Consider the following 24,685-nt stretch of genomic DNA (forward strand, 5'->3'; position numbering starts at 1 on the left):
ATTTTAGAGTTATTTGAAATATATTTTTAACAGTATAAATTTTACCGTTATTAAAAATGATAAAAAATTACTTGACATTTTAAAAAAGTTAGTATATAATTATATTAAAATAAAACAGAAAATTATTTACTATAAAAATAAATCAAGAAGGAGAATTTATCATGAAAAAGAATTTAAAAAAATTATGTGTTCTAATGGCAATGTTGGCAATAAGTGCTGTATCTTATGCAAATGAAAGTGTTATTACTGAAAATAATACACAAAGCATTCAGCAAGACGAAGAATCTCTAGGCGGATTAGCAAAAGGATTCGATCAGCAATTTACTACAGATGGAAAATTGCATCCAGAAAAGCTTTTGAACAAGAGATTTGGCTATCCAGATTCATCAGACGGTTTTAAAATTCAGAAAGACAGCAAAGGATATTTTTTAATACACTATGTTACTGAAGGTCTCTATTCTGATAATTTCAACACTCAGAAAGACTACAAATATTCTGATATACCTGACGATAAAACGATAGTAAAAGAGGAAAAAATCAGATTAAAATTGGAAAAGAATGTATTTCTTAGAGCCCTTGGTGATAATAATAATGATTACGCCTATGCCTATGATACAAAACTTAAAAAAGTGGTAATTATAAATCCATACAACAATTATAAAATAGTATATCCTGTTAATTAATTACAATTTAACTTTTTTGAATTTTTCAATTTTTAAACATAAAATAATAATAAATACACGAAAATCAAATTTTTCTGTGTTATATTACTATAGAAAGAATAATAAAAAGGAGAATAAAAATGAAAAATTTAAAAGTAATTGTAACTACTCTTATAATTGGTATATCTGTTATAGGAATGAGTGCAAGTTTTAGTTTCAGAAAAAATAGAAACAAAAATAAAACTAATACTTCAAAACCTGCACCAACTGTAGGAATGGCAAACCCTGCTTCCGTTTATTGTGAAAAACAAGGTGGAAAATCTATTATTGTGAAAGGTAGCAAAGGTGAATATGGAGTTTGTCAATTAAAAGATGGAACAACTATTGAAGAATGGGAATATTACAGACAAAATAATACTCCACAAAGCTTTGAAGCTGAAATAATAACAGGATCACCAAATCCTGCTTCAAAATTTTGTGTAGATAAAGGCGGAAGTTCTGTTACTATTAAAGACAGAAAAGGTAAACAAAAAAATGTGTGTAAATTTAAAAATGGTACACAAATTGACGAATGGGATTATTACAGACAAAATAACTAATAACCTTAAACTCTATAATACTATTTATAAAGATGGCAAATTTTTTAATTTGTCATTTTTTATTACCTATTATTTTTAAAAAAATATCAAAATTTAAAATAAATATGAAAAAATTGATATAAAAAATACTTATATTTAAAAGTTTTTTCTAATTTTATATGCTATAATTATCACGAATGAAAAATTAATTTTAAACAAATAAAATACAAAGGAGATATAAATATGAAGAAAACCTTATTATTAATTAGTCTTATCACAGTATTATCAAGCTGTGGTGGGAGCGGAGGAGGTGGAGGCGGTTCTTCTCAAACATCAGGAACTACTCCAATAGCACCTACTTCAGAAAATACAAATACTGGTTCTGGAAATATAAATGCCAATGCTGGGAATGTAAATATTGGCTCTGGAAATACAGGCGAAATAAACAATGCAAACAATAATACACAGTCAGTGCAACCACAAAATGCTGGTTCTAATACAATGCCTCAGATACCATCAGTAGACAATCGTTTTACTAAACCTGTTGATTCAAGAGAAATTACAGGACAAGGAGTTAAGGTAGGTGTTTTGGATAGTGATTTTTTGAGTGGTAATAATGCACAAACAAAAAATTTCCATTCAAAGATAATTAATAGTTTTGAAATAGGAGATACTTTCAATACGGTAATCGAAGATGAATTTGGTGACAGAATGACTATACTTCCAAAAAATAATACAAAATCCACTGATAAAAGTGATCACGGTCTTATTGTAGCAACTATTTTAGCTGGAAATAACGGAAAAGGAGCAAAAAAATCAGAAGTATATGGAGCAAGTATTTCAAACGGTCCAGCATACCAAGTTGATATAGAATATTATAGACAAATGTATAATAATGGTGTAAGGATATACAATCAGTCATTGGGCCACGAAAATGTTCAATTTGATAAACCTCAAGGAATTTATATAGAACCCCATAGAGCTCATGAATTTGACTATAAAAAACAATTTCAGCAAACAGTTTATATTCCTGATGGAAATTACTCTGAGGAACAACTAAAAAATAAAGCAGATGAAATTATAAAATTTTATGAAGAAGCAATAGAAAATGGATCATTGTTTGTATGGGCTGCAGGTAATAAGCCACTTTATGGTGTAGATTTTGAGGCAGGATTACCATATTATAACAGAAAACTTCAAAAAGGATGGATAGCAGTAGTAGGAGTAAAAGTTAAACCAGATGGAACAATAACTGACTACCCTAACAGGTTGGCACACGCAGGAGGAGCTGCTTACTGGTCTATTGCAGCAAATGGTGATTGCGAACTTTCTGAATGCCGTAAACATGGTTCCTCTTTTGCTGCACCTAAAGTAACAGCAACTGCAGCAAAATTAAAAGAAAAATTCCCTTGGATGACAGGGCATGAAATACAGCAAACAATCCTTACTACTGCAGATAGAATATACGATTTAATGACTGAAGATGGTAAACTTAGTTTAAATTTTGGTTGGGGATTACTTAATGAAACAAAAGCTTTAAAAGGGCCTTCTGAGTTTAATAACATACTTATTGTTGGCGAAAGAGCTTCAGCTGCAGGATTAAAAGGACAATTTAATGCTAATATCGGAAATTCCAGGACATCAATTTTTGAAAATGATATTACAGGTGATGCAGGATTAAAAAAATCTGGTAATGGAACATTGATATTAACAGGGAATAATAGCTATGCTGGAAATACTACTATAGATGAAGGAAAATTAGAAATATATGGAAATAATGCCTCTAATATAACAATAAACCAGCAAGGAACATTGGTAACTTATCCAACAGCTATAATAAATGAACAGAAAAATGTTTATAATAATGGTGGAACTTTGGAAAATAGAGGTTCAGGAGCTGTCATAACTGGAGATTACACTGCAACTGCTGGTTCTGTAACAAAAGCAGAAATTGGTTCTAAACTTATAGTTAATGGAACAGTGAATTTAAATGGAGAAAGTGCTACATTACAAACTTTAAGCAACGGAAGATACATTACAGCAAAACCATTATCAACGACTGTAATTGAAGCAGGAAAAGGAATTGAAGGAAATTTTGCAAATGTTGAAACAACTGAATTGGTAAATGGTTCAACTGAAGTTAAAGGAAACCAATTGAATGTTAATTTAAGTAGAAAAAATGTATTAGACTATGTAGAAAAAATATCAGAATCTGATGAAATGCAAAAAAACACTGCACAAAACATGGAAACTGCCTTCCAAAAATTAGATCAAAATATAGAAAATGGTACTGCTGGAAATGTCGCTCAGTTTGAAAGAAAAGCTGCTACTCTACAAGCTCTTACTTCTTCTAACAGAGCTGCTGTTTTAGATAGCTTATCTGGACAAATTTATGCTTCTGCACAAGCTCTTACTTTCCAACATTCACAAACTGTAAATAAGGACTTGTCAAATAGATTAGTTATGCTTGGTACTCTTGACAATGTTGGAGATAATTTTGGACTATGGATTTCTGGATTGGGAGCTAATGGTACATTAAAACAAGATGGATACGGTAAAGGAGATACTAAAGTCGTTGGTGGACAAGTTGGAGTTGATAAGCAATTTGGTGAAAACTTGATTTTAGGTACTGCATTGTCTTATTCAAAAGCTAACGTTAAATTTAACAGATATGGTGGTAAATCTGATGCTAATAACTTTGGAGTTTCACTATATGGAAGATTAGGAAACAAAAATATTCCATTCTACCTGCAAGGACGTTTTGGAATTGGATTTGTTGATAGTGATGTTGAAAGAGATATTATTTTAAGCACTAATGACTACACAAGAGCTAAAATTAACCATAATGATAAAGTTTATTCTGGATATTTAGAAACAGGATATGATATTAAAAATGGTAATGGAGACTTTGTTGTAACACCATTTGTGGGACTAACTCACGATACAGTTGTAAGAGGATCATTCTCAGAAGAAAAGAGTCAATTTGGATTGACTGCTGACAAGAAAAATTATAACCAGACAGCTGCATTACTTGGAGTTAGAATTGGAAAAGCTGTAAACTGGAATAGTGAAAGCAAGACTACATTCCAAGGTTATGTAACACATCAAAGAGCTTTTAATGATCAGGATTTAAGTTTTGATGCAAGATATACAGGACTACCAGGAGCAACATTCAAGGTAAAAGGAATAGGACTTGCTAAAAATAGAACTTGGGTGGGAGTTGGAGCATTGACTGAAGTAAATTCTAAATTTGGATGGTATGTAAACTATGATGATTCAATTGATAGTGGAAAAGGTAAAGGAAATAACAATGTGTTTACAACAGGACTTAGATTTAATTTTTAAATTAATTTAAGCAAAATAAAAAGGACTGACTTAGAAATAGGTACAGTCCTTATTTTATTACTATTTTACAAGATTACAAGAAATATCTTTACCATCTCGATTAAGTAATGCTTCATTTCCTTTTATATGAATTTCAATTTCCCCATTACTATATCTCGAACCACTCGCAGATATAACTTGATCTAATTGAAATTTAGTATTTGATACAACATCTACCAGCTGAACTTTATCATTTGTAATATAGTTTACAACATATTGCTTCTTACCACAATTAAATTTTTGTGAAACAATAGCTTTTTTTCTATAGCTTATTACTGGATTTTTTCTTTTTATCCGTTTATGTTTATTTGCCGCAATTCCATTTAGTGAACACCCCAACAATAGTATTCCTATAGCTATTATTGTTAATTTTTTAGTCAATTTCATAAATTCCTACTTTCTCCTTATGCATTATGAACTCTCACACCATATTTAAAATATTTTCTCCAATAAGGACTTTTTAATGAAGACATTACAACTCCTTTTGAAGATGAAGCATTTATAAATAATGAATTCCCAACGTAAACAGCTGTATGGCTCGTTCTGTTATCTGGTGTAAAATAAACAATATCTCCTGATTTTAAATTTTTAGCTGAAACTCTTGTCCCTTGCTTTATCTGCTGTTGCGAAACTCTAGGAAGTTCCTTATTAAAAGCTTCACGGTAAACTCTACGTGTTAAGGCTGAACAGTCAATTCCACTTTTCGAATCTCCTCCTAAAGCATATTTTGTCCCTCTCCATTTGCTGTATGAAGTCAAAAGTTTTCTTTCTACAGCCGCTTTTTTTCTCTCTTGAGTTGAACCTGAAGCCATGGCCTTAGCATGTCTTTGTCTTAATTCTGTCATTTTTATTTCAATAAGTTCGCTTTTATTATTTGAAGAAATACCATAAATTCCAGTATTGCTTCCACTGTGACTTTTTCTATTCTTTACAGGTTTGTGAGAAGTTTTTGATTTGTCAACTTTTTTAGTTTTTGATGTTTTTGCATGTAGATTTGAACCTACAAAAGCTGATAACATACATACTGCTGTTAAAAACTTGTTTTTTCTCATATATTTTTTATTCCTTTCAAAATTAATTTTCAATTGTAATATTTTCTGTGTATCAATTGTAACATTAATTTTAAGAAAAGTAAATTAACTAAAAATAAAATATAATTTAATTTTGAAAAAACAAGAAAATTTTTATAAATTATAATTTTTCAAAAGTCAAAGTCTTGCCTCTATTTGTTGTTAATACTAAAGTTGTTTTGTTTACTAATTCAATTTTTTTAGCATTTTGTAGAAGTTCTAGATATTGTTTTTCAGTTTTCATTAGACTGTCAGAACCAGCCATTTCTGTACTTCCAACAGTTCCTATTGTGATATTTCCCGCTGTTATTATATAATCAGAAAAATAACTGTTAATTCCTGAATTACCATTTATTTTATTTCCTGAAAACGAAATTGTAATTCCAGCATTTCTTACTTCTTTTCCGTTCATATTAACAAGTTTCCAATCTGTTCCAGATAGTTCTTTAGTCAAACGTGATAAAAAATTTTCATCTGATTGATCATTTGAATTTGAGCTTTTATTAAAATTCAAAGTATCTCCGTTACTATTTCTCAGAGTTAATGTTCCTTTATTATAATCTATTTTTGGAGAAGATTGTAAAATATCCAAAAATGCCATTTCAAAATTCATTAATTCTTCAGAACCACCCATTAATGTTGTACTTATATCAGTTGATAAAGTAGTGTTGTTTCTAACTCGATAAGTTCCATTGTATCTGTTTATTCCTGAAAATCCACTTATCTTATTTCCTGAAAAACTAACTGTGATTTTAGTATTTCTTGGAATCTCTAAATTTACTCCGTTTTGTCTAATTCTTGATAATTGCCACGAAGAACCATTTAAATTGACAGTCTGAGCTGCACTTAATATAAAACAATTAACCAAAAACATCGAAAAAATTCCAATTAAAATAAATATTTTTTTCATTTTAAATACCTCTTTTCATTTTTGTTAATTGAATAGTATCACACTTTTATTAAAGAAAAATGAGAAAATTTAAAAATTTATATACACTTTTAAAGAATTTTGATAAAATTAATTTAGAAAAACTTGAAAGGAAACCAGTATTATGAAACAATATATAGTTGATGCTTTTACAGACAAAGTTTTTTCAGGGAATCCAGCCGCAATCTGTATTCTAGACGAATGGCTTTCTGACGACACTATGCTTTTAATAGCAAGGGAGAACAATTTGTCCGAAACAGCCTTTGCAGTAAAAGGAGAAGGAAATCATTATAAATTACGCTGGTTTACGTCAGGCGGAGAAATTGACTTATGTGGACATGCCACACTTGCTTGTGCTTTTGTAATTATGAATTATTATGAAAAAAATTTAAAAACTGTAATTTTTGATACATTGAGCGGAAAATTGACTGTAAATAGAAAAAATGGAGATTTATACGAGCTTGATTTTCCTGCTTATGATTTGAAAAAAGTTGAAATAACTGATAAAATGATTGAATTGATTGGGAAAAAACCAGCTGAAGCATATTTAGGACGAGATTTAATGTGCATCTTTGACGATGAAGAGTTTATTTTCAGTGCAGATTTAGATTCGGAAAAAATTAAAAAACTTGATGGATTATTACTGCATATTACTGCTCAACATAGTAATTATTCTTTAAATTTTAAAATAAAAAATACAACTGATAAAATAGACTGTATTTCTCGTTCCTTTGCTCCAAAATTAAATGTTTACGAAGATCCTGTCTGCGGCTCTGGGCACTGCCATATTGCTCCTTACTGGATGGCAAAACTGCAAAAGGAAAATTTAATCGCTTATCAGGCTTCAGAACGAAGCGGAACACTTTATTGTACTCTAGCAGATAATGGAAGAATAAAAATGAGTGGAAAAGCAGCTTTATTTGCAATTTCAGAAATTTTCATATAGCAAAATGTTTTTAAACCTATATTCATAAATTCCGATAAATTACTTAAACCTTAAATTTTATAATTTTTTACTATTCTATTTAAATCAAATTTTACTTATAAAATAAAAGAGGGGAAAAATTCTCTCCTCAAAGCATTTTTTTATCAGAATTCAATAATTTCTACAATCTCTTTTCCAAAATAAAAATTGATACAAACACTAATATAAAACCAACTATTTCAATAAAAGAAAATTTTAAACCAAAAATAGCAACTGATAATATCGCTGCAAGTACAGGCTCAAAAGCAGTTAAAATTCCTGCAAGGGAAGAGGAAATATAATTTAGGCTTGCAATGTAAATTAAATAGGCTATGGAAGTTCCTAAAATTACAACGATTATTACCTGAATCATTGATTTTGCATTTACATTTCCTTCAATTTTCCAAATAGGGTGAATAACATTTGAAATTATGCTACCTATTATCATTCCCCATCCAACTACTGTAATACTTCCATATTTTTTCAAAAGTTTTTTTGGATATGTTGAATAAAAAGCTATCATAATTGCTGAAATTACTCCTAGCAGTAACGCTTCTAGTGAAATTAATAAATTTGAAAAGTTTCCTTTAGTGGCAATAAATACAACTCCTAAAATTGTCATAAACAATAGAATAATAGTTGAAACAGCTGGAATTTTTTTATTTTTTATAGATTCATAAATAAATATAAAAAATGGGGCGGTAAACTGTAAAATTGTAGCAAAAGAAACATTGCTGAGCTCAATTGTTTTAAAATATGTATACTGAACTAAGTACATTCCCGCTGTTCCAAATAAAATTATTCCAGCACAATCTCTTTTATTTTTTAATGGCCTTAAAACAGATTTTTTTTCAATAAAAATAACAATTAGAAACAATAAAATTCCAGAAATTAATGTTCTAGTCGAGACTAACCAGTCTGATGAAAAATTAAATTTTTTAAAAAGGATTTCTCCAGAAATCCCTGAAATTGCCCATAGACTAGAAGCTAAACTAGCTAATAACATTCCGTGTAATTTTTTTTGTGTTTGCATATTTCATTTCTCCTTTTGATTTAATTCATAAATAAAAGTATTATTCTTATTTTTAGTTATTAAACTAATAAACATAAAAAAAATGCCTTTGCAAATAACTTGTAAAAGCACCTTTTTTATATTAACTTAGTTATTATCTTAAAGATTTAATTAATTCAAAGTTATCGATAATTTGTTGTTCTCTAGCGATTTCTTTGTCTAATTGATTTCTTAAGTTTTTGTATTCAGTAGCTTTAGCTTTGAATTCTTTTCCGAAAATACTTGTATCTGTATTTGCTTCAATTTCAGCAAGTCTTTCGTCGATTTTAGCTTGCATTGCAGTGTAGTTTGCTAATCTTTGAGATGCTGCATTTGCTTGAGCTTCTTGTTCTCTGAATTTTGCATCTTCCATTTGTTGTAATTTGATTAATTGATTTTCTAAGCTATTTAAGCTGTTTTCGATTGATGATCCACCTGCTGCTGGTTTTGGAGCTGCAAATGAAACACTACTTAATACTAATACTCCTAATAATACTGCTAATTTTTTTTTCATTTTCCATACACGAGAGTAAATAAAACTTCCTTAAATTTTATTTTAATTTCTCGTATCTCCTTTCATTAATTTAAATTTGATTAATTACCTTTTAATGCTTCTATAGCTGCAAAATTTTCAACTGTTGTGTTTAAAGACTTGATTTCTGAATCTAATGCTTTAACTACAGTTTTGTATTGTTTTGCTAACTCAGAATATTGAGCTTTAAATGCTTTTGAATCTGCTGCTGCTTCAATTTTAGCGATTCTTTCTTCAATTTGAGCTTTTTGAGCTTGTTTTTCAGCTAATCTATTAGCAGCTGCCTCAGCATTTGCTTTTAATTTGCTGTACTCTTGGTTCTCCATATTTACTAGTCTTTCATATTCTGCTTCAAGCTGATTAAATCTACCAGTTACTGTTTGATTTGCCACTTGTTTTGATGGTTGTTTTGCTTGTTTTGTAGATTTTGCAGAAGCAGCTGAGAATGATAAAGCACTCAAAAGTACAAATAAAATTCCAACTTTTTTCATTATTTTTGCCTCCTAAATTAGTTATCGGTTTTAATTATCTTTTATATTATATATCATTTATTAATAATTGTCAATTCTTATTTAAAAACATCTCTTTTAAATGTATTTTATTACCTTCAAAAGAGACATTTTTAACTTTTAACTTTTATTAATTTTATGTATTATTATTTAATGTTGATGTTGTAGAATGCTTTTTTACCTTCGTAAACAGCTTCTTCTGCCAAGTCATCTTCGATTCTTAATAATTGGTTATATTTAGCCATTCTGTCTGTTCTTGATGCAGATCCTGTTTTAATTTGTCCTGCATTTGTAGCAACTGCGATGTCAGCAATTGTATCATCTTCAGTTTCTCCTGATCTGTGAGATACTACTGCAGTATATCCAGCTTTTTTAGCCATTTCAATTGCATCTAATGTTTCTGTTAAAGTACCAATTTGGTTTACTTTAATTAAGATTGAATTAGCAATTCCTTTTTTGATTCCTTCTTCTAATCTTACTGTGTTAGTAACGAACAAGTCATCTCCTACTAATTGAACGTCTTTTCCGATTGCATCAGTTAATTTTTTGAATCCATCCCAGTCATCTTCAGCAAGTCCGTCTTCAATTGATACGATTGGGTATTTAGAAGTTAGATGTTTATACCATTCAACCATTTCGTCTGAGTTTCTTACAACTCCACCTTCTCTTTTGAATGTGTAAGTATAAGATCCGTCTGCATTTTTAGTTGCAAATTCTGATGAAGCAGCATCCATTGCAAATGTAATATCTTCTCCTAATTTGTATCCAGCAGCTTCTACGGCTTGAGAAATTACATCTAAAGCTCCTTCAGTTCCATTAATGTTAGATGGTGCATATCCACCTTCATTTCCTACGTTAGTAGAATCTCCGTTTGCTTTTAAGATTTTTCCTAAGTGATGGAAAATTTCAGAACCCATTCTTAATGCTTCTTTGTATGTTTTAGCTCCTACAGGTTGTACCATGAATTCTTGAACGTCTACTGCTGAATCAGCATGTGATCCACCATTTAAGATATTCATCATTGGTACTGGTAATTCTTTAGCGTTTACTCCACCTAAATATCTGTATAAAGGTATACCTAATTGATTAGCCGCTGCTTTTGCCACTGCTAATGATACACCTAAAATTGCGTTAGCTCCTAATTTACCTTTGTTAGGTGTTCCGTCTAACTCGATCATGGCTTTATCAATAGCTACTTGGTCTAAAGCGTCAAATCCGATTAAGTGTTCAGCAATAACTTTGTTTACATTTTCTACTGCTTGTAACACACCTTGTCCTAAATATCTAGATTTGTCACCATCTCTTAATTCAACTGCTTCATGTTCTCCAGTTGATGCTCCAGACGGTACAGAAGCTCTTCCCATTGCTCCACCTTCTAAGTACACTTCAACTTCCACAGTTGGATTTCCTCTTGAATCAAGTATCTCTCTTGCATAGATATCTTCAATTCTAGTCATTTCTAATTACCTCCGTAAATTTATTTATTATAATATTTCTCAACTATAATTATATCACAATGTGTCCTTATTTTCAAAACAAAATTTCAATTTTTTCAAAAAAATTTAATAAAATTTATTAAAATTCAATAATATAAAAATATTTTTATGTTCTTTTCATTTTTAATTATTTATATTTTAGTATAGAAATTTGAAAATAAGAGTTTTATCCTTAAATTTCCTATCTGCTGATAGCTGGACTGTTAACAGATAAATCCATATTTTGATATATTCCCATTTATTTTTGTCCTTGTCTGGCAAAAGAGTTTTTTCTGTTTTTACTTTAATTTTGTTTTATTGACCTAATTTTATATTCCAATAGCCTTGGCGCTGCAGTTTGTACTGTAATAAAAGTGTGGTCCATCATTCTTGCAATTTCTATTGTTTTTTTACTGTTATAAAGCAGCAGCCTTCCTTTTGCTTCCAGTTTTGTCATTTTTTCCTTAGAAAGCTTATTTGGGTTTTTTATGTACATTTTTATTATTTGTTCATGTTCAGCATCGGTAGTTTGTGAGTCAAAAACTGAAGAAACTAGCCTCCCATCGACAAAGTTAAAACTATTCAGCTGCCTTTCAATTCCCAGCGGATCTTTTACATTAGCATAGTAATAAACCGCATAATTACCTTCATCATGTGAATTTGACAGAGCTTTTTTCTGAATAATTTTAGCAAATTCCTGTTTTGTCATTCCAAATTTTAAAGTGCTTGTAATACTTTCTCCATAACTTTTTTCAAATTCTGGATTTCCAAACATAAATGTTGAAAACACCAGCATCATTACTAACAAAATTTTTTTCATAAATTTAATTTCCTTTCTTAAATTTGTTTATAATTTTTCCAATAATCTCTCATGATTTTCTCCAAGCAAATTATCTAATATTTTATAAAACTCCTTATTTTCAACATTTGAATCAAAAGAATAATGTTCATTTTTATCATAAATTATAATCTTGCTTTCTGGATAATGATCATCAATTACTACATTTTCGTTTGGATTTTTCAGCCCATTTATTATTTTCTTAATTATATTATTTTTTTGTTTATAATCTTTTAAAACAATTTTTCTTGAATATTTTTTGACTCCATTTAAATAGGAAATATTACAATTTAACTTCTCACATTCAAGATTCCACTCAAAATAGTCTGAATTTCCTGTAACAGCTTCTTTATGCTTAAAGTCATAATTTTTACTAAAATCCAATTTTTTTAAATCTTTATTGCTGTATTTCTTTCTATCAAATTTTCCACAAGAAATAAACATCAAGATTAAGCATATAAATAAAAATATTTTTTTCATATTCAGTTTTCCTAACTACATCTCATTCAAATATTTATCAAGATAATCTGCATCTTTTGCAGTTGATTTCTTTATTTCCTTAGAAATATAGGTGCTTTCCAACTTCTGCTTATTTTGTTCATGTAACTTTTTATTTGTAATTTCTTCATTTATCATCAAAACATTTAATAATAGCAATGTTTCTTTTAGGCGGTTATATTCACGAACTTCATTTGATACATTGGCATTTACGACGTTGTTTATATATTCTGAAACTGCTTTTTCGATTTTACTGTCATTGTAATATTTTCTTACTTCAGACAATGTGTAAGTCAAGTTCATCGAATGTACTTCTTCATCTGCCATTCCAACCTGTCTTTTTACATCTTCGCTTTTTAATAAATTTAAAACTTTTTTTATTTGAATCTGCCTATTATCTTCATTTGCAATGTTAAATATTTTTACAATTTCCATAATAGGAGTATTATTATACTTTTTTTCTATTTCTTTATAATAGCTATCGCTTTTATCCTTTTTCCCAATTCCACGATAATATACCATGTTTGCAAATAATTTTTCATACTCGTAAGGAGTGTGTTTTGTGAATAAATTTAAATATTTTTCATAATCTTTTCCGATTTTGGACTCATAAATTGTGATAATATCTTCTGATACAATGTAATTTCGCTCATCTTTTTTCAAGATGGCAAGCAGTTTATTCAATTTTTCTCCGATTACAGTTTCATCATTTTCAAAAGCCACAATATCTCTTATTTCATAATCAATTTTTTTTGTTTCATCAATTATTGCCTGCTTTATCCCCATTTTTGAAAGATTTTCCTGAATTTGCTCCTTTCTTGTGTAAGCAAAGCTCAAACTGCTTAACAGTAAAAATGCTATTGTTAATTTTCTCATAAATTGTTCTCCATTTTTGTATTTTTTATTTTTATTCCTTCAGCAATTCTAAATTATAATCCAATTATTTCCCAATTATTATGGCTCTTTCCATCAATTACACCTTTTTTTACATCTCGAATATAGTCAATCATCATATTCTGAATGGTTCCCTTTATATTTCCAATTATTTCTTTTGAGGCCCATAAGACTGGGATTTTCTGACCATCAAAAATACCGCCTTTTCTAGCCAACTGTTCAAATCTATAGGCATTCATTCCAACTTTTAATTTCATTTCAGGCGTTATTTTAGTTCCATTGACTAACATCAGGTTGGTAATTTTATTGCCTTTTTCGTTTCTTAAATCAATTTTATATTTCACTCCGCCAAAAATATCAAATGTTACATATTTGCCGTTCGCACGCTCTTGATTGTAATGGTATTCAATATCTCCAGGCCGAATTGTATCAAAATAATCAGCAGCCCATTCCATATAATCTTTTAACTGTTTCCCTGTCATTTCATAAATTGTAACATCTCCGCCTGTATAACGGTAGTTGTAAACTATGTCTTTTCTCTTAATTTCTCCTTTATCCAGTTTTACATTTTCATAATTATATGCAAAGGAAACGACATCTGCTCCACTGTAATAAAGCTCCACATCCGTTATAAACGAGGACATTCCTGTGTCTTTACTAAAGGCAGACGATATGCCGTGATGTTTTTCCTGGGGAATCATATCATTCAATGTTTCGCCAATTTCTTCATCTGCAATTCTGCAAAGCCTATTATGAAACGGCTTGTAAATTTCTTCAATTCTTTTGTCAGATTCTTCATTTTTTACAGAAACAGTTGTAGAATTTTTACCTATCAAGCAAACATTTTTACCAGTAATTTCAAATTTCAAATCCACTTCAGAAACAAAAGTTCCGTATCTGTGAGGCTCTGTAATAAGAACACCGTTAATTATTTCCTTTGGTATATTCTGATGCATATGTCCTGCTATAATCACATCAATTTCAGGTACAGCGTTTGCTAAATCCCTTACTCCAGTTTCAGGAATTCCATTTTCATTTTGAATGCCCATATGTGCCACGACAACAATGGCATTTGCACCTTCCTCTTTCAGTTTTTTTATTTGTTTTTGAGTTTCCTTTATAGGTGACACAAAATAAAAATCCTTCAAATAGCCAGTATCTTCTTCAAACTGTGCCGACATTGGAGTTGATAATCCAATAATTCCTATTTTCACACCATCTTTTTCAATAATTGTCGTTGCATCTAAATATCTATGTTTATCTTTTGAGAAATTAGTATCATTTTCAGCATTTTCATTGTAATACAAGTTGGCAGTTAATTTTTTACATTTCATATCTCGTAAAATATTTGATAGTATTGGCATTCCAAAATTAAATTCGTGATTTCCTGGCACAAAAATATCATATCCCATATAATTTAATATTTTAGGAATAGGATGTTTTGGCGTCATTGAAAATTTTTCTATCCAATTATCCTGAATCGCATCCCCAACTTCAACCAAAATCACATTTTTATTTTTTTCTCTAATTTTTTTGACTAACGTTGAAATTTGTGCATAAGAACCCGACTTATCCTCTTCATCAGCCGCATAGTTCCAAGCAAGCACCCTTCCATGAACATCGCTTGTCCCTAATATTTTTATACTTGTTTCTCGTTTTATTAAAGCAGTATCCGTATTTTCTGTTGTCATAATATCTATATTTCCTTTTCAGTTTTTTATTTTCTATACTTAAATTTTTTAAAAAACATACTAAATCCTCGTAAAATTAAATAAATTTTAGAGTTAAATAAACTATTTATAGATTTTTGAACTACATTTTACATTCATTTTTTCATATTTTTCCATTTTTCTCTAGCTTCGTAAATCGAAAACTCCCTGCCATATTTTACTTCATTCAATTCATCTTTAATATAAAAAATCTTTTCCAAATCAATCTCATAGTCATTCGCAATCGCAATAATATAATAAAAAACATCAAACACTTCTTCTTCGATAGTACCTTTTATATTTTCTCCATTATATCTCACATTTTTTCTAATATTTTCAGCTAATTCTCCAAATTCCTCAATTAATTTTAAAACAAGTCTTTGTCCATTTTCCTTTTTATTCTGCTTAATTTTATCATCCTTTGTTTCATCCAGAGTTCCTTTTTCTATTCTTTTTATCAAATACTGCACTTCTTTAAGTGTCATATCATCACTGTTATTATTTTTTTTATCCATAAAACTACTTCCTTCTTTTCTAAATTCTTTGGTATAAATACTTAAAATTAATGTTTTTATTTTACACAATATACTGTTATTAATGAATTTTTTTTATAATTTTTATGTTTTTATTTTTTTTACGTAAAGGGGATCAGTCGCCATCCCCTTTACAATCCCGGCTTGTCTAAGTATTTTTTTGAAATAAAAACTAAACTCGCTTTTTAATAAAGGCTGTTCTCGTTTCTTCAAATAATCTTAATTTCAATATTTTGAAAAAGCTCAGACAGTAGTTTTTATTCCAAAAAAATCACGACGTTTTTAGTTTATTTACAACAAGATAGTTTTATTTCAAGCAAAATTTTGTTAAAGAAAAAATAACTGTTTGAGATTTTGAAATATGTTTTAAATTATACACAGTTATTTCAGTTAAAATAATCTTAGTTCAAAATCGAGTTTTATTTTTTCTTTATAAGAAAGTTTTGCGTAAAGCGGGAGTGCAGAGATATCGCGTCTGATACCTCTGCGTTAAAAAAACTAATATTAAATAAAAATAAAAAATATTTATTAATCAAAAAAAATCTGTAATAAAAGTATCATTTATTTTCAAATTTTTTAAAAAATTAGTATTTGAAGATTACATTTGTAGATTTTGGTTTTCCTATTTCTTTTTTCTCTTTCAAATAGTCAATAAATATTTTAGTATCGCTTAAATGAGTATCTCTTCCACGTTTTTGGGATGTGATTTTTCCTAATGTTGTGTAGCCGTCTTTTCCTTTGGCGATGTAAGAGTTTACAGCTAACATATATGTTTTTTTAGCGTCAATTGGCACCCATTTGTTTGCTTTAAAGTCGAATACTTCTATTTTTTTGACTCTTGTACCAAGTGTTCCTTCTTTTGTAGCTTCGTATCTAATTCCTGCACCATAAGGGAATGCACCGCTTGAACCTCCATTTAGGACATAGTCAATTGCATCTTCTAGTGTCTGTTTCACTTCTGCACCTGTAATGTCTGTTATAAATACTGTGTTTGAAGTAAATGGCAGTAATGAATATGCCAAATCATAAGTGAATACACCTGGATTTAATGTGATTCTTACGTTACCTGCGTTTCCAATTACAAAGTCAACGTTTCCAGTTCCTGTATTTCTTAATTTATGTAAAACTGATTCAGCTACAAGTGTTGTTGCAAAAGAACCGTCTTTATTGTGAGGTCCTGGAACTCTGTTATCTGATCCTCCTGGAATTTCTTCTGTAATTTTACCAATTGTACGTTTTCCAAGTTCTGTTTTTTCTTTTTGGTATCTTTCGAGAAGCTTTGCTAAAGTTGGGTCATTTTTGATGGCAGCTATATTTTTATTGTTTTTTATTGAGTTTAAAATTTCATTTTTTTCTTTCGCATCTAACTGAACTGCCTTCCCTTCAGCATTTTTCACTTCAAAAAAATCATCTCCAATTAGAACTTTCGGTGTTGGGATTAATTCAGTAATTACGCCATTCTTGTCAAATTTTGCTTTCATTTGCCCTAATAAATATGAATAATTCCATGCTTCTGCAATATAAACTGGATTTCCGTTAGGTGAATTTACTTTTTTAGGGTAATCCTCTTTTTCAGGAACTAATCCAAATTGTTCAAATTCTTTCCCTAATAAATAATGAGTGTCCCCAGTTATGATCAAATCAACTCCGTCAACCTTCTCCCCAATTTCCACATTTTTTTCGTATCCTGAATGGGATACAATTATTATTTTATTTATTCCTTTGCCTTGCAGCTCATTTACATATTTTCTCGCTGTTTCAACTTCATCAAGGAATTTAATGTCATCTCCCGGACTAGAAGATTCCTTAGTTTTTTTCACGACATCCAGTCCAATAATTCCGATATTTTGCCCACCAACATTTTTTATCATATATGGTTTCCATTTTCCTTCCAGAATGCTTCCTTTATCAGGCACAACATTTGCAGAAACTACTGGTATTTTCAAGACATCTAAAAATGATCTTAAAAGTTTGTTTCCATCGTCAAATTCGTGATTTCCCAATGTAAAAACATCAAAATTTATTGCATTCATAAGCTCGGCATCAGCTTTTCCTTCAAATAATGTGTAATAAAGCGTCCCTGTCAGCGCGTCTCCTGCGTGGAGTACAAGAGTATTCTTATTGCCTTGTCTAAAATTTTTGATTGCCTGTGCCACTCTTGGCAATCCTCCAATATGTACCGTAACAGTTTTTCCATTGAGTTTAAGAGGCATTTTTTCCTCTTCCAGATGTGAATGGTGATCGTTAATGTGAGCTACATTCAGCTCAAATGAAGTTGATGGACTTTGTTTTTTTGCCCTTTGAATTGTTTTTGCCTCCAAACCTGCTGTAGAAAATAATGAGACTGCCAGTCCCAATAACATTAATTTTTTCATAACTTTTCCTCCTTGAAAAAAATTTGTATTTCTCAGTATAATTATAACTTGATTTCCTAAAAAAATCACTAAAAAAATAAATTTTTATAAAAACATGGATTTCAAATAAATTTTACAACATTTTAAAATAAAATAATGTTATAATCTATAATATAATTTTTGGGAAAAATTATCATTGAAATAAACTTTATCAAATCAAAAAGAAGGAGATGATATAATGAATATCAAAAATTTTATGAAAAAACTAATTTTAATCCTGGGAATACTTGGTATTTCAGTTACTTCATTTTCAGTAACTAGGAGAAACAATAAAGTTGTGTATGTAAAAAGAGAACCAAGAAGAAGAGTAATAAGAAGAAGATACATCTTTATAAGAGTACCAAAAAGAAGAACTAACAAAACTGTATATGTAAAAAAAGAACCTTCTCGTAGACAAAGACAAGCAAGAATAGCTGCTGGAAGAAGAAGATCAGCTAGAAGAAGATAATTTTTTAACTTTTAATAAAATAAAACAAGAGGCAATCCATAACTATACCTCTTGTTTTTTTATAATTATTTTTTTAATACTATTCCGCCTTTAAATAGCGAATGTTTAATAAATTTTGAATTACATACTCTAGTAAAGCATTAAAACTTTTTGTCCTTAATATAGTTTATATTTTGTAATAAATTTCGAGTAAAATCAAGAAAAAAGACTAAAATAATCCGCCTTAAGTTAATAAATTAATTTAAAAAAGTTGTATTTTTTACTTTCCACTGTTCTAATTTAATATGAACCCAAAATCCGTATATTCCTAATGTTACTATTATTAGCAATAACCATTTTATCCAATTACCAAACAAACCTACTGCATTGCCATTAAATTTTAATCTTTTACCTTCAACAACAGTATGATTTATTTTCCAACCATAAATCATGCACAATGCCCACGGATAACAAATTCCAAACGTACAAGATGTTATAAGAGAGCCTAAAATAATCCACCCAATGTAACTAAGCAGCCCACCGTCAAAATAACTTTTATTTTCCATAATTCCTCCTTATAATTTTAAATTAATTATAACACAAAATATTAATTTATCAAATTTGTATTCAAATAAAAACAGCAGGAAAGATACAGTATTCATATATTTGGTGTATATTATAGCCATACATTCCTATATTTTTTCCAAAATAAAAATCAGAAGTATCTTTTTATACTTCTGAAAATGTTTGTTATAAACTTTTTTATTTTACCATGCAGAATTTATTAGAACTTCTTCTCCATATCCACCATTCATTTTTTGTGGATTTGTAGAGTTATAAGCTCTTTGAACTCTTATTCCTCTTATTCCTAATTCTCTTGCAGCTAGGATATCATCGTCACTGTCACCGTAGTGGATTGAAACATTGTGTTTTTTGATGTAGAATGATTTGTCATATTTGTAACCACCTGTTGGTGTGTCAGCTGTATATTCTACGTAAACTTCTTTTGGTAGTTCAAAGTATCTTTGCAATGTTTTTGATAATTTTGTTGAAGTGTAGTTTTTACCTTTTGAGTGCCCAGTTCTTCCTGTAATGAAAAATACGTTATCTCCTCTTTCCAAGTGCATTTTGATAAGATCTTTTGCAGATTGTTTTGGAATTGAGTGTTCATCACCATTTTCAGATACATAATCCCAGAATTTTTGATTGTACAAATAGCTTACAGCTCCTCTTTTATCTCCTGGAATTTGAAAATAATGTTGCCCATAGATAAAGTACCCGCTTGAATGAAGTAATGTATCATCAATGTCAAAACTTACATTAATCGGACCTTTACCCTCCAAACTTTTTTTAATATCATCAACAGACACAAAATGCACAGCCTTTTGAACTTTATCTGTTGAATAAAATCCCTCATGAGTATAAGGAACCTTTGGTCCTGCTGCAAATACTACAGATGCAGCAAACAAAAATAATAATGCTTTTTTCATAACATTTCCTCCTATATATTTTTTATTTTACTAATAAAATTTACTATCGCATAGGTTCACAACCTATAAACTCTCCTTTGGCTGTATAAGTACATATATTTCCTGTTTTTTTCCCTGTTTTTTTGGGAATTTTAAAATAGGAACAACTTACAGATGTTAATGTAGATAAAACCAATATTATAAATATTTTTAACTTTTTCATAGGAAAACCTCCTGAAAAATAGTCTGTTATTTAAAATTTTAAAATAAAAAGCCAAAAAAAAGATGTTTCCTTAAAGAAAACATCTCTTACAAATTTACATGTCAAATACAATAGATTTAACCCTTGTCATGCTTTCTATACTATATTTTATTCCTTGAACTCCTGCTCCTGAACCTTTGATTCCTAAGAATGGGAAGCTGTCTGGACCTCTTTGAGTCTTGTTATTTATGTGTACTGTTCCCACTTCCAGCTTTTCAGCAATTTCAAATGCCAATGGGAAATTTTTTGTAAATACTGCTGATTGCAGTCCGTATTCTGATTTATTTGCAATTTCTATTGCTTCATCTACAGAATTTATTCTGATAATTGGCAATACTGGTCCAAATGGCTCTTCCCAGGCAATTCTCATATCAGTTGTTACATTGTCAAAAACTACTGGCCATATTAAGTTTTTTTCTCTTTTTACTGTTGTCAATGCTTTTGCACCTTTTTCCTGTGCATCTTTTATTAATCCTTCGATAAAGTCTGCTGATGGAGTGTCGATTAATGTTGTAATATCAGCATTGTCAAAAGGGTCTCCCACAGTTAATTTTTCAACTTCTGCTTTTATCAAGCTAGCCAATTTATCTGCAACAGAATCCATTACAAGCACTCTTTTAATTGCAGTACATCTTTGTCCAGAATAGCTGAATGCCCCTGCCACTATATCTTTTGCAGCTTTTTCCAAATCAGCGTCTTCCAATACGATTCCAGCGTCTTTTCCACCTAATTCAAGCATAATTGGACGCATTCCAGCAAGTTTCCCAATTTTTTCCCCAATTGGTGTACTTCCTGTAAAGTTTATAAAGTTTACTTCTTTATGTTCTATCAAATAATCTCCTATTTCAGAACCTTTTCCAGTTACAGAGTTAAATACTCCCGCTGGAATTCCAGCTTCTGCAAATACTTGCGTCAATAATAATCCACTAATTGAGCCTTGTGTAGGCGGTTTGAAAATTACTACATTTCCTCCTATTAATGCTGGTGCAATTTTAGATGCTGATAGATTTACTGGATAATTAAATGGTGCTATTGCAAGCACAACCCCAACTGGCTCTCTTTTTACTGCCCCATATTTTCTCTTGCTTCCAGCTTCAAATCCACCGCCGTTTACAAATTCACCTGTGATTCTAAGTCCTTCTTCTGCAGCATATCTAATCAAATCCGCTGTTCTTACTACTTCTGAAATAGCAGCCTTAATTCCTTTTGCAACTTCTTTTGCCAAATTTTCCCCAATTTTATCTTTATCTCTTTCAAGAATATCCGCAGCCTTATTCAAATAAGCTGCTCTTTCCACAGCCGACAATGCTCTCCAAGCAGGCAAAGCCTTTCTAGCAGATTCCATAGCAAAATCAACTTCTTCTCTTGACATAGCCGGCACAGTTCCAAGCTCTTCACCATTGATAGGCGAATAAATAGTTATTGTATTTTTAGAGTCTTTCCACTCTCCATTTACTAAATTTTTATAATTCATCAAATATACCTCCTTATTTTGTTTTTCTATATTTTATATTTTAGCATATATTTTTCATAATTAATATAGTTTTTTTCATATATTTTACATTTTAAACTTTCTTAAAAAAATTAAAAAACCTAACCGATTATTAAAATAAAATATTATATGCTAATTACAAGAAAATATTAATAAATAAGTGGAAAAAATCCTCTATTTTAGTTCAAAAAATAATTTATTCACCAAAATTTACTTTCTATAATTGTCCACAAATTCCTCCACAGACAAAACCTTTCCATTCATTTCTATTTCCTTAGACAGATCACTAATATATGGCTGTTTCACCATGCTTTTCTCCAATGTATCAAATTGCCAGAAAATATCACGTTTATCTCCATCAGCGATAACTTTTCCATTTGTCATTACAATTACCCTGTCAAAATTTTTTACTACAAATTCCATATCATGAGTTATTGTAATTATAGTTTTTCCTTGCTTTTGAAGTTCGTCAATCAAGTTATGCAAAACTCTCATTCCTCTAAAATCCTGCCCTGCTGTCGGCTCATCCATTACAATAACGTCTGAACCCATTGCAATTACTGCGGCAATTGTAACAAATTTTCTCAAGGAATACGGTAAATTGTACGGATTTTCCTTTTGATATTTTTCAAGTTCCGTTAATTTTATGGCGTTTTCCACCATTGTTTTTGTTTCATCAGGAGAATATTTTAATTTTTTTGCTCCAAAGGCTATTTCATCGTAAACATTGTTATGAAATATCTGATCCATTGGATTTTGAAAGACATATCCGACTTTTCGGCTCATTTTGGCAACGGTATATTTCTTTGTATTCCAGTCATCTACAACAACATCTCCGCCTACTGGCTTTAACAACCCATTCAGCATTTTTACCATCGTTGTTTTCCCAGCGCCATTTTGCCCAATGATTGCGACCTTTTCCCCTTTTTTAACTTCAAGAGAAACATCATTAAGCACATTTTCAGTTCCGCTCGGATATTTAAAACTCAAATTTTTGACAGTAATAAAACTCATAGTTAATCTCCTTTAAAAATTTTATTCAACAACAATTATTTTATTGTTCCATCTCCTCTTTTTTCCTCTTCATGTATTCTGTGACTGTTCTAAAACTAAAAAAAGCCCCAAATATTATAAAAGTTACTGATACTATTAATAAATTTTTATAAAAAAATCGTTGATTAAAAACTTCATTTACCGAATAAAAAAACTCTGCTGTAAATTTTGTTTTCTCAGTGGAACTTATGAAATATGCCAGTTCAGTCACATTTCCAAGATAAATTGTTATAATTGCTGGAATATATGCGAGAAAAAGGGCTGACAGCAATTCTTTATTTGACGGCTCTGTCTTTTCTTTTGGTGCAAATCTGCTTCTATTCTTATCCTTTTCATTTTCAAAATTTTTTTTATCATATCTATTTAATCCGTATGTCCAGCCACTACATATCCCTAGAAAAATCAGTGCTTCAAAAAAAGGTATATATTTATTAACAAATATTTTAAAAAGACAGTATAGACAATAAACAATTGTCATCACAAAAAATAACAAAATAATTCCTAATAAGCCTGACAAACATCTTTTCATCAAAATTTCCCTTTCTCACTTTCCAAATTTTCTTATTTTCTAATAAAATTTAGGATATTTTTTATCAAAATTTTCTATCAAGTTTTTTAATAAAATTTCCTGACAAATTACTGTATTTTTAGTTTCAATTTCAAGAATCGTATTCTTTTTCAAATCACTTACTGTAATTGTGCCGATTTCAAATTCAATATTATAATTTTCCCAATCATAAATCTCATTATCAAATGTTACAGACTTATTCGATACTTGTATTTTAGGTGAACTTTCAAAAATCTGAGTCAATTCCTGCAATCCTTCTTGGCTTGAAAATAAAAATTTGTTTTTCACAAAACCTTGATTTTGAAATGGAAAAATCTCAACTCCGCCACTTTCAATATTTTTTACTGCTTTTGAAAAATTTTTTTCTAAAAAACATTTTTGAAATACTGAAAATAAGTCATAATCATATCCGCTTCCGTCTATCTTTTTCCAATTACCGCCATCAGGTCTATACAAAATTTTAGAAAACTTCTTCATTTGAAATAATCTATTATCTTTAAAGAAAAAATATTTTAAATTTTCATAATACACTTTCTCTTTTTTGAAAATAAAATAATCATCATAAAATTCTATATTAGGAAATTTATTTTTATAATAAAAAATAAACAATCCATTTAATAAGATAAATAGTATAAATAAAACTATTGAAGTTGAAACAGAAGATACGTTAAAGCCTTTTTCCATTTCTTTTGTTACTGAGAAAAGCAATATTATATCCAAAAATATCAAAATTCCTAAAATTTGTATTCTTGGTTTGGAATAAAATATAGTCCAGTCTATTTTTATAATTTTTTTCAGTTTTCCTTCTTTCATAAAATCCCTTTCTCTTCCAATAACTTTCTATAAATCTCAAAATTTTCATTTTCAAAACATACAAAATTTACTTTTTCTATAAAATCGCTTTTCTCCAAATATTCTATCACAGCATTAATAGCCGTTTTTGCAGCTAAATCTTTTGGAAATCTGTACACTCCTGTCGAGATATTTGGAAAGGAAATATTTTTCAGTTTATTTTTTTCAGCCAATTCTAAACTTGAAATATAGGCATTTTTTAACAATTTTTCTGCAAACAATTTTGCTTCATTATTTTTTTCTGACTGCCAGACAGGCCCAACTGTATGAATTACATTTTTAAATGGCATATTTCCTGCTCTTGTAATAACAGCTTCCCCAACGTTGCATTTCCCTTGAGAATCACGTATTTTCATACAATCTTCTGTTATTTCTTTTCCACCTTTTCTATGAATTGCACCATCAACGCCGCTGCCTCCAAGCAAGGAAGAATTTGCGGCATTGACAATCACATCAGCAGGATATTCAGTAATATCGCCTTTTACAAGTACGATTCTATTTTTCAAATCTTTTGGTTTCATAA

At 29.7% G+C, this 24,685-nt stretch carries 27 protein-coding genes; 6 read left to right on the plus strand and 21 right to left on the minus strand.

The annotated features are described in order from the left end of the window. Positions 1-194: 194 nt before the first annotated feature. From QU666_RS10895 to QU666_RS10905, 3 genes are all read left to right on the plus strand, one after another. A complete protein-coding gene (locus QU666_RS10895; RefSeq protein WP_232218381.1) occupies positions 195-683 on the plus strand; it encodes a pantothenate kinase in 489 nt (162 codons plus the stop codon). Between the two features lie 119 nt (positions 684-802). Then, complete coding sequence (locus QU666_RS10900; protein ID WP_021768062.1) at positions 803-1,261, plus strand: DUF333 domain-containing protein; 459 nt, start codon at positions 803-805, stop codon at positions 1,259-1,261. A 222-nt stretch (positions 1,262-1,483) separates the two neighbouring features. Next, positions 1,484-4,585 (plus strand): autotransporter domain-containing protein, encoded by a 3,102-nt coding sequence (locus QU666_RS10905; protein ID WP_304984833.1) that lies wholly within the window; start codon positions 1,484-1,486, stop codon positions 4,583-4,585. A 60-nt stretch (positions 4,586-4,645) separates the two neighbouring features. Here the strand turns inward: QU666_RS10905 and QU666_RS10910 are convergent, their stop codons facing one another. The 3 genes from QU666_RS10910 to QU666_RS10920 form a co-directional block, all read right to left on the minus strand. Next, complete coding sequence (locus QU666_RS10910) at positions 4,646-5,011, minus strand: MliC family protein (protein ID WP_021769444.1); 366 nt, start codon at positions 5,009-5,011, stop codon at positions 4,646-4,648. Between the two features lie 17 nt (positions 5,012-5,028). After that, on the minus strand, positions 5,029-5,676 hold the full coding sequence (locus QU666_RS10915) for a C40 family peptidase (protein ID WP_021769445.1): 648 nt from the start codon (positions 5,674-5,676) through the stop codon (positions 5,029-5,031). Between the two features lie 139 nt (positions 5,677-5,815). After that, the gene (locus QU666_RS10920; protein WP_021769446.1) at positions 5,816-6,604 is read right to left on the minus strand and encodes an META domain-containing protein; all 789 of its coding nucleotides are present in this window, start codon (positions 6,602-6,604) and stop codon (positions 5,816-5,818) included. Between the two features lie 142 nt (positions 6,605-6,746). Between QU666_RS10920 and QU666_RS10925 the strand changes: the two genes are divergently transcribed. After that, a complete protein-coding gene (locus tag QU666_RS10925) occupies positions 6,747-7,568 on the plus strand; it encodes a PhzF family phenazine biosynthesis protein (protein WP_021769447.1) in 822 nt (273 codons plus the stop codon). Positions 7,569-7,728: 160 nt separating this feature from the next. Here the strand turns inward: QU666_RS10925 and QU666_RS10930 are convergent, their stop codons facing one another. Beyond that, positions 7,729-8,619 (minus strand): DMT family transporter, encoded by an 891-nt coding sequence (locus QU666_RS10930; RefSeq protein ID WP_021769448.1) that lies wholly within the window; start codon positions 8,617-8,619, stop codon positions 7,729-7,731. On the opposite strand from QU666_RS10930, the gene QU666_RS11800 reads away from it, so the two are divergent. Further along, entirely contained in the window at positions 8,610-8,654 is a 45-nt protein-coding gene (locus QU666_RS11800; protein ID WP_369750586.1) for a hypothetical protein, read from the plus strand. The two genes, QU666_RS10930 and QU666_RS11800, sit on opposite strands and share 10 nt — an antisense overlap. Positions 8,655-8,752: 98 nt before the next feature. On the opposite strand, the gene QU666_RS10935 is transcribed toward QU666_RS11800, so the two are convergent. The 9 genes from QU666_RS10935 to nadN all read right to left on the minus strand — a co-directional run bounded on the left by QU666_RS10935 (position 8,753) and on the right by nadN (position 18,000). Continuing rightward, entirely contained in the window at positions 8,753-9,151 is a 399-nt protein-coding gene (locus QU666_RS10935) for an adhesion protein FadA (RefSeq protein ID WP_021769449.1), read from the minus strand. Positions 9,152-9,231: 80 nt separating this feature from the next. Next, entirely contained in the window at positions 9,232-9,660 is a 429-nt protein-coding gene (locus QU666_RS10940; protein ID WP_021769450.1) for an adhesion protein FadA, read from the minus strand. Between the two features lie 164 nt (positions 9,661-9,824). After that, positions 9,825-11,135 (minus strand): phosphopyruvate hydratase, encoded by a 1,311-nt coding sequence (gene eno, locus QU666_RS10945; RefSeq protein WP_006805724.1) that lies wholly within the window; start codon positions 11,133-11,135, stop codon positions 9,825-9,827. A gap of 322 nt (positions 11,136-11,457) precedes the next feature. Beyond that, a complete protein-coding gene (locus tag QU666_RS10950) occupies positions 11,458-11,973 on the minus strand; it encodes a hypothetical protein (RefSeq protein ID WP_021769452.1) in 516 nt (171 codons plus the stop codon). A gap of 27 nt (positions 11,974-12,000) precedes the next feature. Continuing rightward, the gene (locus QU666_RS10955; RefSeq protein ID WP_036071141.1) at positions 12,001-12,471 is read right to left on the minus strand and encodes a hypothetical protein; all 471 of its coding nucleotides are present in this window, start codon (positions 12,469-12,471) and stop codon (positions 12,001-12,003) included. Between the two features lie 15 nt (positions 12,472-12,486). Beyond that, the gene (locus QU666_RS10960; protein WP_021769454.1) at positions 12,487-13,365 is read right to left on the minus strand and encodes a hypothetical protein; all 879 of its coding nucleotides are present in this window, start codon (positions 13,363-13,365) and stop codon (positions 12,487-12,489) included. 53 nt (positions 13,366-13,418) lie between these two features. After that, entirely contained in the window at positions 13,419-15,074 is a 1,656-nt protein-coding gene (locus tag QU666_RS10965) for a bifunctional UDP-sugar hydrolase/5'-nucleotidase (protein ID WP_021769455.1), read from the minus strand. Between the two features lie 134 nt (positions 15,075-15,208). Further along, positions 15,209-15,607 carry a MazG nucleotide pyrophosphohydrolase domain-containing protein gene (locus QU666_RS10970; protein ID WP_036071145.1) on the minus strand — a complete coding sequence of 133 codons (399 nt, stop codon included), beginning with the start codon at positions 15,605-15,607 and terminating at the stop codon, positions 15,209-15,211. 602 nt (positions 15,608-16,209) lie between these two features. Then, positions 16,210-18,000 carry an NAD nucleotidase gene (gene nadN, locus QU666_RS10975; RefSeq protein ID WP_036071148.1) on the minus strand — a complete coding sequence of 597 codons (1,791 nt, stop codon included), beginning with the start codon at positions 17,998-18,000 and terminating at the stop codon, positions 16,210-16,212. Between the two features lie 235 nt (positions 18,001-18,235). On the opposite strand from nadN, the gene QU666_RS10980 reads away from it, so the two are divergent. Beyond that, positions 18,236-18,487 (plus strand): hypothetical protein, encoded by a 252-nt coding sequence (locus tag QU666_RS10980; protein WP_304984834.1) that lies wholly within the window; start codon positions 18,236-18,238, stop codon positions 18,485-18,487. A 236-nt stretch (positions 18,488-18,723) separates the two neighbouring features. Here QU666_RS10980 and QU666_RS10985 read toward each other — a convergent pair whose 3' ends face one another. The 8 genes from QU666_RS10985 to QU666_RS11020 form a co-directional block, all read right to left on the minus strand. After that, a complete protein-coding gene (locus tag QU666_RS10985; RefSeq protein ID WP_021769460.1) occupies positions 18,724-19,032 on the minus strand; it encodes a DUF898 family protein in 309 nt (102 codons plus the stop codon). A gap of 201 nt (positions 19,033-19,233) precedes the next feature. Continuing rightward, a complete protein-coding gene (gene aphA, locus QU666_RS10990; RefSeq protein ID WP_021769461.1) occupies positions 19,234-19,956 on the minus strand; it encodes an acid phosphatase AphA in 723 nt (240 codons plus the stop codon). Between the two features lie 43 nt (positions 19,957-19,999). Next, on the minus strand, positions 20,000-20,158 hold the full coding sequence (locus QU666_RS10995) for a hypothetical protein (protein ID WP_021769462.1): 159 nt from the start codon (positions 20,156-20,158) through the stop codon (positions 20,000-20,002). A 94-nt stretch (positions 20,159-20,252) separates the two neighbouring features. Further along, positions 20,253-21,671 (minus strand): NADP-dependent glyceraldehyde-3-phosphate dehydrogenase, encoded by a 1,419-nt coding sequence (locus tag QU666_RS11000; RefSeq protein WP_021769463.1) that lies wholly within the window; start codon positions 21,669-21,671, stop codon positions 20,253-20,255. Positions 21,672-21,899: 228 nt separating this feature from the next. Continuing rightward, entirely contained in the window at positions 21,900-22,703 is an 804-nt protein-coding gene (locus tag QU666_RS11005; RefSeq protein WP_021769464.1) for an energy-coupling factor ABC transporter ATP-binding protein, read from the minus strand. A gap of 40 nt (positions 22,704-22,743) precedes the next feature. Further along, entirely contained in the window at positions 22,744-23,271 is a 528-nt protein-coding gene (locus tag QU666_RS11010) for a hypothetical protein (protein ID WP_051285833.1), read from the minus strand. A gap of 39 nt (positions 23,272-23,310) precedes the next feature. Then, positions 23,311-24,123, minus strand: a complete 813-nt coding sequence (locus tag QU666_RS11015) for a hypothetical protein (RefSeq protein WP_021769466.1) — start codon at positions 24,121-24,123, stop codon at positions 23,311-23,313. Then, the gene (locus QU666_RS11020; protein ID WP_021769467.1) at positions 24,120-24,683 is read right to left on the minus strand and encodes a macro domain-containing protein; all 564 of its coding nucleotides are present in this window, start codon (positions 24,681-24,683) and stop codon (positions 24,120-24,122) included. The genes QU666_RS11015 and QU666_RS11020 overlap by 4 nt, the downstream gene beginning before the upstream one ends. Positions 24,684-24,685 lie beyond the last annotated feature (2 nt).

Origin of the sequence: Leptotrichia sp. HMT-225, assembly GCF_030644325.1 — a bacterium.
In the GTDB taxonomy this organism is placed as follows: domain Bacteria; phylum Fusobacteriota; class Fusobacteriia; order Fusobacteriales; family Leptotrichiaceae; genus Leptotrichia; species Leptotrichia massiliensis.

Coding starts and splice junctions, on each gene's coding strand:
- QU666_RS10995 (WP_021769462.1), bottom strand. CDS start 20,158: ATGAAAAAGTTAAAAATATTTATAATATTGGTTTTATCTACATTAACA.
- QU666_RS10965 (WP_021769455.1), bottom strand. CDS start 15,074: ATGACAACAGAAAATACGGATACTGCTTTAATAAAACGAGAAACAAGT.
- QU666_RS10970 (WP_036071145.1), bottom strand. CDS start 15,607: ATGGATAAAAAAAATAATAACAGTGATGATATGACACTTAAAGAAGTG.
- QU666_RS10930 (WP_021769448.1), bottom strand. CDS start 8,619: ATGCAAACACAAAAAAAATTACACGGAATGTTATTAGCTAGTTTAGCT.
- QU666_RS10940 (WP_021769450.1), bottom strand. CDS start 9,660: ATGAAAAAAGTTGGAATTTTATTTGTACTTTTGAGTGCTTTATCATTC.
- QU666_RS11005 (WP_021769464.1), bottom strand. CDS start 22,703: ATGAGTTTTATTACTGTCAAAAATTTGAGTTTTAAATATCCGAGCGGA.
- QU666_RS10985 (WP_021769460.1), bottom strand. CDS start 19,032: ATGGAAAATAAAAGTTATTTTGACGGTGGGCTGCTTAGTTACATTGGG.
- QU666_RS11010 (WP_051285833.1), bottom strand. CDS start 23,271: ATGAAAAGATGTTTGTCAGGCTTATTAGGAATTATTTTGTTATTTTTT.
- QU666_RS10910 (WP_021769444.1), bottom strand. CDS start 5,011: ATGAAATTGACTAAAAAATTAACAATAATAGCTATAGGAATACTATTG.
- QU666_RS11015 (WP_021769466.1), bottom strand. CDS start 24,123: ATGAAAGAAGGAAAACTGAAAAAAATTATAAAAATAGACTGGACTATA.
- nadN (WP_036071148.1), bottom strand. CDS start 18,000: ATGAAAAAATTAATGTTATTGGGACTGGCAGTCTCATTATTTTCTACA.
- QU666_RS10925 (WP_021769447.1), top strand. CDS start 6,747: ATGAAACAATATATAGTTGATGCTTTTACAGACAAAGTTTTTTCAGGG.
- eno (WP_006805724.1), bottom strand. CDS start 11,135: ATGACTAGAATTGAAGATATCTATGCAAGAGAGATACTTGATTCAAGA.
- QU666_RS10900 (WP_021768062.1), top strand. CDS start 803: ATGAAAAATTTAAAAGTAATTGTAACTACTCTTATAATTGGTATATCT.
- QU666_RS11000 (WP_021769463.1), bottom strand. CDS start 21,671: ATGAATTATAAAAATTTAGTAAATGGAGAGTGGAAAGACTCTAAAAAT.
- QU666_RS10980 (WP_304984834.1), top strand. CDS start 18,236: ATGAAAAAACTAATTTTAATCCTGGGAATACTTGGTATTTCAGTTACT.
- QU666_RS10905 (WP_304984833.1), top strand. CDS start 1,484: ATGAAGAAAACCTTATTATTAATTAGTCTTATCACAGTATTATCAAGC.
- QU666_RS10895 (WP_232218381.1), top strand. CDS start 195: ATGGCAATGTTGGCAATAAGTGCTGTATCTTATGCAAATGAAAGTGTT.
- aphA (WP_021769461.1), bottom strand. CDS start 19,956: ATGAAAAAAGCATTATTATTTTTGTTTGCTGCATCTGTAGTATTTGCA.
- QU666_RS10935 (WP_021769449.1), bottom strand. CDS start 9,151: ATGAAAAAAAAATTAGCAGTATTATTAGGAGTATTAGTATTAAGTAGT.
- QU666_RS10950 (WP_021769452.1), bottom strand. CDS start 11,973: ATGAAAAAAATTTTGTTAGTAATGATGCTGGTGTTTTCAACATTTATG.
- QU666_RS11020 (WP_021769467.1), bottom strand. CDS start 24,683: ATGAAACCAAAAGATTTGAAAAATAGAATCGTACTTGTAAAAGGCGAT.
- QU666_RS10960 (WP_021769454.1), bottom strand. CDS start 13,365: ATGAGAAAATTAACAATAGCATTTTTACTGTTAAGCAGTTTGAGCTTT.
- QU666_RS10915 (WP_021769445.1), bottom strand. CDS start 5,676: ATGAGAAAAAACAAGTTTTTAACAGCAGTATGTATGTTATCAGCTTTT.
- QU666_RS10920 (WP_021769446.1), bottom strand. CDS start 6,604: ATGAAAAAAATATTTATTTTAATTGGAATTTTTTCGATGTTTTTGGTT.
- QU666_RS10955 (WP_036071141.1), bottom strand. CDS start 12,471: ATGAAAAAAATATTTTTATTTATATGCTTAATCTTGATGTTTATTTCT.